Genomic DNA, 6022 nt, shown 5'->3' with positions numbered 1-6022 from the left:
CAATGTGACCATCGGCCGGCACTGCCTGCTGGCGGCCCAGATCGGGCTGGCCGGCAGCCTGACCATCGGCGACAACGTGGCGCTGGGAGCGAAGGTTGGCATCAACAACCACCTCAAGATCGGGGATGGCGCCCAGGTGACGGCCATGAGCGGCGTCAAGGACGACATCCCGCCGGGCGGGCGCTGGGGCGGGTTTTTTGCCAAGCCGACCCGGCAGTGGTTCAAGGAGATTTTGGCGGTGGAACGCCTGGCGCGCGACAGCAAGGCCGAGCCGAAGCAGGAGGAACGGGAGTGACGGAGGAAGCACCGGTCAGGTTCGAGCTTGTGGACATCAACATGATCCTGCAAACGCTCCCGCACCGCTTTCCAATGCTGCTGATCGATCGCGTGATCAATATCCGCACCGATTACAGCGGCATCGGCATCAAGAACGTCACCTTCAACGAGCCGCCGTTCCAGGGCCATTTCCCGGATCGCCCGGTCTATCCCGGCGTGATGATGATCGAGGCGATGGCGCAGACCGCCGGCGTGATCGGCATCAAGTCGGTCGAGGGCACCGAGAAGCCGCGGGCGGTTTATTTCCTCACGATCGACAAGTGCAAGTTCCGCAAGCCCGTGATGCCCGGCGACACCATTGAGTACCACATGCGCTCGATCGGCCGCCGCAAGACCATGTGGTGGTTTCACGGCGACGCCAAGGTCAACGGCCAGGTCGTCGCGGAAGCCGACGTCGGGGCGATGCTGACGGACTGAGCGGGATCAGCTTCGCTGGATAGGCTGGCGCGTCCGGCAGTCGTAGCGGTCGCCAGCAACGTCGCGCCTGATATTTCGGTTGAAGAACTGGCCCATCGACGGYRCGYCCAGGAGGCKCTCGAYCGTCTCGGCCGSGACKCTGCAATAGCGGTCATAGCTGCCATTGATCGCGACGATGAGGTCCTGGTGCGCCCGGTCGTAGCAGACGCGCTGGAGCACCGTGCTGCGGGTGATGTCGCGGCACTCGAATGACTGGAGATCGACGGGCGGCCGTCCGGCGATCTCGACCGTCTCCGAGACGATCGGCGTCCCCATCAACTGTGCGAGCAGGATTGCCAAGGCTCTGACCATCGGACTTGAAGCTCCGCATGAACGCGTTGATCAGTTGCGAGGGCCGCCTCATCCGGCGCCTGAAACACCCCGAGATGATACGTCACTGGACAGAGCAGGCATAGTCGCGCTAACCACCGGAAAACGAAGCAACTTCAACACACAATCAGACCTTCTTGATAAGTAAGATTGCTTGATGAGCAAGATTGACCCCACCGCACGGGTGGCAGACGGCGCATTGATCGGCGAGGGTACCGAGATCGGGCCCTATTGCATCATCGGCCCGCATGTCGTGATCGGCAAAAACTGCAAGCTGATCGGACACGTGCATATCACCGCGCAGACCACGATCGGCGACGAGTGCACGATCTATCCGTTTGCATCGCTGGGCACGCCGCCGCAGTCGCTCAGCTATCGTGGCGAACTGACGAAGCTGACGATCGGCTCGGGCTGCACCATCCGCGAATCCGTGACCATGAACGCCGGGACGGTGGCCGGCGGCGGCATCACGGAGGTCGGCGACCGCAGCTATTTCATGAACTGCAGCCATGTCGGCCATGACTGCCATGTCGGCAATGACGTGATCTTCGCGACCTCGGCGACGCTCGGCGGTCATTGCGAGATCGGCGACTTCGTCTTCATCGGTGGTCTGTCCGCGGTGCACCAGTTCACCCGCATCGGCCCGCAAGTGATGGTCGGCGGCCTCTCGGGCGTGCGCGACGACGTCATCCCGTTCGGGCTGGTCAACGGCCAGTACGCGGCGCTGGAAGGCCTCAACCTGATCGGCATGAAGCGGCGCAAGTTCACCAAGCAGCGGCTCGCGACCGTGCGCGCGTTCTACCAGAAACTCTTCCACGGCCCCGGCATGTTCGCCGAGCGCCTCGAAGCGGTGCGGCCGCTCGCCGGCGAGGATCCCGCGATCGCCGAGATCCTCGACTTCATCGGCAAGGGCAAGCATCGCCCGCTCTGTCTTCCCGCCATCGAAAAGTGATCCTGGGATGGCCGCGGACATGACATCGGCGGCGGCAGGGATTGCATCGCCGGTCGGCGTGGTGGCAGGCGGCGGCGCGATGCCGTTCGCGGTTGCCGACTCGCTCGCCGCGCGCGGCATCACGCCGGTGCTGTTTCCGCTGCGCGGCGCCTGCGATCCCGCGCAGGTGGAAAAGTTCCGACATCGCTGGATCTCGGTCGGCCAGCTCGGCCGCGCGATGCGGCTGTTTCGCGAGGAGGGCTGCCGCGACCTGATCTTCATCGGCACCTTGGTGCGGCCTTCGCTCTCGGAGATCCGGTTCGACTTCACGACATTGCGGCTGCTCGGCAATGTCATCCGTGCCTTTCGCGGTGGCGACGATCATCTGCTGTCCGGCGTTGGGCGCATTCTCGAACAAGGCGGCTTTCGCATGGTCGGGATCAAGGACGTCGCGCCCGACCTCTTGATGCCCGAGGGCTGCATCAGCCGCGCCTGGCCGAGCGACACCAGGAAGACCGATATCGAGCGCGGCCGCGCGGTGCTGAGCGCGCTCGGTCCGTTCGACATCGGCCAGGCCGTCGTGGTGATCGACGGCCACGTGGTGGCGGTCGAGGATATCGAGGGCACCGACGCGCTGCTCGCGCGCGTCGCGCGCCTGCGCGAGGAGGGCCGTATCCGCGCGGCGACCGGGCGCGGCGTGCTGGTGAAGGCGCCGAAGAGCAGCCAGGATTTGCGCTTCGACCTGCCGACGATCGGCCCGCGCACCATCGAGCACGTCGCCGGCGCCGGCCTTGCCGGCATCGCCGTCATCGCCGGCAACACGATTGCCGCCGATCCACAGGCGATGATTGCGCTGGCCGACGCAAAATATCTCTTCGTCATCGGTCTGCCCGCGTGATGCAGGGGCGCGATCCGAAGCGGAAGATCTTCCTGATCGCGACGGAGGAATCCGGCGACCGGCTGGGCAGCGCGCTGATGAAGGTGCTGCGGCAGCGGCTCGGCGATGGCGTGCAGTTCGAGGGCGTCGGCGGCAGCACCATGGCGCGCGAAGGGCTGGTTTCGCTGTTCCCGATCGATGAATTGTCGATCGTCGGCTTCGCCGCGGTGGTGCAGCAACTGCCGAAGATCCTGCGGCTGATCCGCCAGACCGCGGATGCGGTGACGGAGGCCGCGCCCGATGCGCTCGTCATCATCGACAGCCCCGATTTCACCCATCGTGTCGCCCGTCGCGTGCGTGCGCGCAATCCGGCGATTCCGGTCGTCGATTACGTCTCGCCCTCGGTCTGGGCCTGGCGGCCGGGCCGGGCGCGCGCCATGCTCGGCTACGTCGATCACGTGCTCGGCCTGCTGCCGTTCGAGCCGGAGGAATACCGCAAGCTGCGCGGGCCGCCTTGCAGCTATGTCGGTCATCCCCTGATCGAGCAATTGCCGTCGCTGCGGCCGAACGCGCAGGAGCAGTCGCGCCGCGATGCCGAGYCGCCGGTCCTGCTGGTGCTGCCCGGCAGCCGCCGCAGCGAGATCCGGCATCATCTCGAAATGTTCGGTGCGACGCTTGGTCGATTGCAGGCCGAGGGCCGCGCCTTCGAACTGATGCTGCCGACCATGCCGCATCTCGAAGCCACCATCCGCGAGGGCGTGGCGAGCTGGCCGCTCAAGCCGCAGATCGTGGTCGGCGAAATCGAGAAGCGCGCCGCGTTTCGGATCGCCCACGCGGCGCTGGCGAAATCCGGCACGGTGACGCTGGAGCTCGCGCTGGCGGGCATTCCGATGGTGACGGCCTATCGCGTCAGCGCGATCGAAGCCTTCATCCTGCGCCGCGCGGTCAAGGTCTCCTCGGTGATCCTCGCCAATCTGGTGATCGGCAGGGAGGTCATTCCGGAGTTCTTGCAGGAGGACTGCACGCCGGAGAAGCTGGCGCCGGCGCTCGCCCAGGTGCTGACGGATTCGCCGCTGCGCCGGCAACAGGTCGAGGCGTTTGCGCAGCTCGACAGCATCATGTCAACCGGCAACAAGTCACCGAGCGTGCTCGCCGCCGACATCGTGCTGGCAACGATGCGCAAGGGGCGGCGGTAGCGGGATTCGTAGGGTGGGTTAGCGAAGCGTAACCCACCATGCTTCCGAATTTGCCGAACGAAGTCGGTGGGTTACGCCTTCGGCTAACCCACCCTACAATTTCCGCAAAAACAAAAACGGCGCCATCTTGCGATGGCGCCGTTTCGCAGGACACAGAAGTCCGAACTTACTTGCGATCCTTGATCGCGACGTAGTCGCGGCGGGTGACGCCGGTGTAGAGCTGGCGCGGACGGCCGATCTTCTGCTGCGGGTCCTCGATCATCTCGCTCCACTGGCTGATCCAGCCGACGGTGCGGGCGACCGCGAACAGCACGGTGAACATCGAAACCGGGAAGCCCATCGCCTTCAGCGTGATGCCCGAATAGAAGTCGACGTTCGGGTACAGCTTGCGGTCGATGAAGTACTGGTCGCTGAGCGCGATCTTCTCGAGCTCCATCGCCACCTTCAGCATCGGATCGTCGCCATGGCCGGTCTCCTTGAGCACGGCGTGACACATCTTCTGCATGATCTTGGCGCGCGGATCGTAGTTCTTGTAGACGCGGTGGCCGAAGCCCATCAGGCGGACTTCAGAGTTCTTGTCCTTCACCTTGGCGATGAACTCGGGGATCTTGTCCACGGTGCCGATCTCGGCAAGCATCGCGAGCGCGGCTTCGTTGGCGCCGCCATGCGCCGGGCCCCACAGGCAGGCGATGCCGGCGGCGATGCAGGCGAACGGGTTGGCGCCGGAGGAGCCGGYGATGCGCACCGTCGAGGTCGAGGCGTTCTGCTCGTGATCGGCGTGCAGGATGAAGATCTTGTCCAGCGCATCGGCCAGCACCGGATTGATCTTGTACTCCTCGCACGGCACCGCGAAGCACATGTGCAGGAAGTTCTCGGCGAACTTCAGCGAGTTCTTCGGATACACGAAGGGCTGGCCGATCGTGTACTTGTAGGCCATGGCGGCGAGCGTCGGGATCTTGGCGATCATCCGCATCGACGCGATCATGCGCTGCTTCGGATCGTTGATGTCGGTGCTATCGTGATAGAACGCGGCGAGCGCGCCGACGGAAGCCACCATCACCGCCATCGGGTGGGCGTCGCGGCGGAAGCCCTGGAAGAAGCGGGCCATCTGCTCGTGCACCATCGTGTGATGGATCACGCGGTCGTCGAAATCCTTCTTCTGCGCGGCGGTCGGCAGATTCCCGTAGAGCAGCAGGTAGCAGGTCTCGAGGAAGTCGCCGTTCTCGGCGAGCTGCTCGATCGGGTAGCCGCGGTATTCCAGGACACCGGCGTCGCCGTCGATATAGGTGATCTTGGACTGGCAGCTCGCGGTCGACGTGAAGCCGGGATCATAGGTGAAGAGGCCGGACTGGCCGTAAAGCTTGCCGATGTCGACGACGTCAGGCCCGACGCTGCCGCTCAGGATCGGAAGATCGAAATTCTTGTTTCCGACGGTCAGCGTTGCTGTTTTTGTGGATTTTGCGTCCATCGTAAGTCCCCGATGTATGGTGAAACGGGCCGGACCCGGAAGGCCCCGATGACATGGTGGGGGCAGGCCGGATGTTCCAGAAGGTACGGGGGAGATGGGTATATTATTGCTGTGTGCGCTGCAAGATGGCGCCGCGCATGCTCGACTTACGTCTAGCCTAGGCCCGATCGACATTCGGGATTCCCAAGTGGTTTGATCGCTGATTCATAGAGTTCCGTGATTCGACACGGAGCGGATGATGGCGGCGAAGCGATATGAGCTGACCGAGGCGCAATGGGCGAGGATCTCACCACTGCTGCCGGGGAAAGCTGGCGACCCGGGACGTACGGCTGCGGATAATCGTCTGTTCGTCAACGGATGTCTGTGGGTTTTGCGGTCGGGTGCACACTGGTGCGACCTGCCGGAGCGGTACGGCAAGTGGAAAACGG

The 6022-nt window shown here is 64.4% G+C and carries 7 protein-coding genes and 1 pseudogene; 6 read left to right on the top strand and 2 right to left on the bottom strand.

The window, feature by feature from the left end; all coding sequences use genetic code 11:
• Both ACXJL8_RS31115 and fabZ read left to right on the top strand, forming a co-directional pair.
• Positions 1-295 (top strand): annotated as a pseudogene (locus ACXJL8_RS31115) (UDP-3-O-(3-hydroxymyristoyl)glucosamine N-acyltransferase); the annotation flags it as partial.
• A 41-nt stretch (positions 296-336) separates the two neighbouring features.
• Complete coding sequence (gene fabZ, locus ACXJL8_RS31110) at positions 337-753, top strand: 3-hydroxyacyl-ACP dehydratase FabZ (protein ID WP_249815310.1); 417 nt, start codon at positions 337-339, stop codon at positions 751-753.
• Between the two features lie 6 nt (positions 754-759).
• Here the strand turns inward: fabZ and ACXJL8_RS31105 are convergent, their stop codons facing one another.
• Positions 760-1104, bottom strand: coding sequence for a KTSC domain-containing protein (locus tag ACXJL8_RS31105; protein ID WP_456686159.1), 345 nt, complete (start codon positions 1102-1104; stop codon positions 760-762).
• 175 nt (positions 1105-1279) lie between these two features.
• On the opposite strand from ACXJL8_RS31105, the gene lpxA reads away from it, so the two are divergent.
• The 3 genes from lpxA to lpxB are packed head-to-tail and all read left to right on the top strand — an operon-like array spanning position 1280 to position 4126.
• Positions 1280-2074 (top strand): acyl-ACP--UDP-N-acetylglucosamine O-acyltransferase, encoded by a 795-nt coding sequence (gene lpxA / locus ACXJL8_RS31100; protein ID WP_456624224.1) that lies wholly within the window; start codon positions 1280-1282, stop codon positions 2072-2074.
• 19 nt (positions 2075-2093) lie between these two features.
• Positions 2094-2951: an LpxI family protein gene (locus ACXJL8_RS31095; protein ID WP_456686160.1), complete on the top strand. Its 858-nt coding sequence runs from the start codon at positions 2094-2096 to the stop codon at positions 2949-2951.
• The gene (gene lpxB / locus ACXJL8_RS31090; protein WP_456686158.1) at positions 2948-4126 is read left to right on the top strand and encodes a lipid-A-disaccharide synthase; all 1179 of its coding nucleotides are present in this window, start codon (positions 2948-2950) and stop codon (positions 4124-4126) included. Before ACXJL8_RS31095 ends, lpxB begins: the two co-directional genes overlap by 4 nt.
• A 166-nt stretch (positions 4127-4292) precedes the next feature.
• On the opposite strand, the gene gltA is transcribed toward lpxB, so the two are convergent.
• The gene (gene gltA / locus ACXJL8_RS31085) at positions 4293-5594 is read right to left on the bottom strand and encodes a citrate synthase (RefSeq protein ID WP_456686157.1); all 1302 of its coding nucleotides are present in this window, start codon (positions 5592-5594) and stop codon (positions 4293-4295) included.
• 238 nt (positions 5595-5832) lie between these two features.
• On the opposite strand from gltA, the gene ACXJL8_RS31080 reads away from it, so the two are divergent.
• Positions 5833-6022, top strand: a 190-nt coding sequence (locus ACXJL8_RS31080; RefSeq protein WP_456686156.1) for a transposase, incomplete at its 3' end; no start/stop codon positions are given.

It is taken from the genome of Bradyrhizobium sp. P5_C11_2 (genome assembly GCF_054049755.1).
Note: the sequence above shows the minus strand (reverse complement) of the source record. Positions and strands in the feature narration are given on the sequence as shown.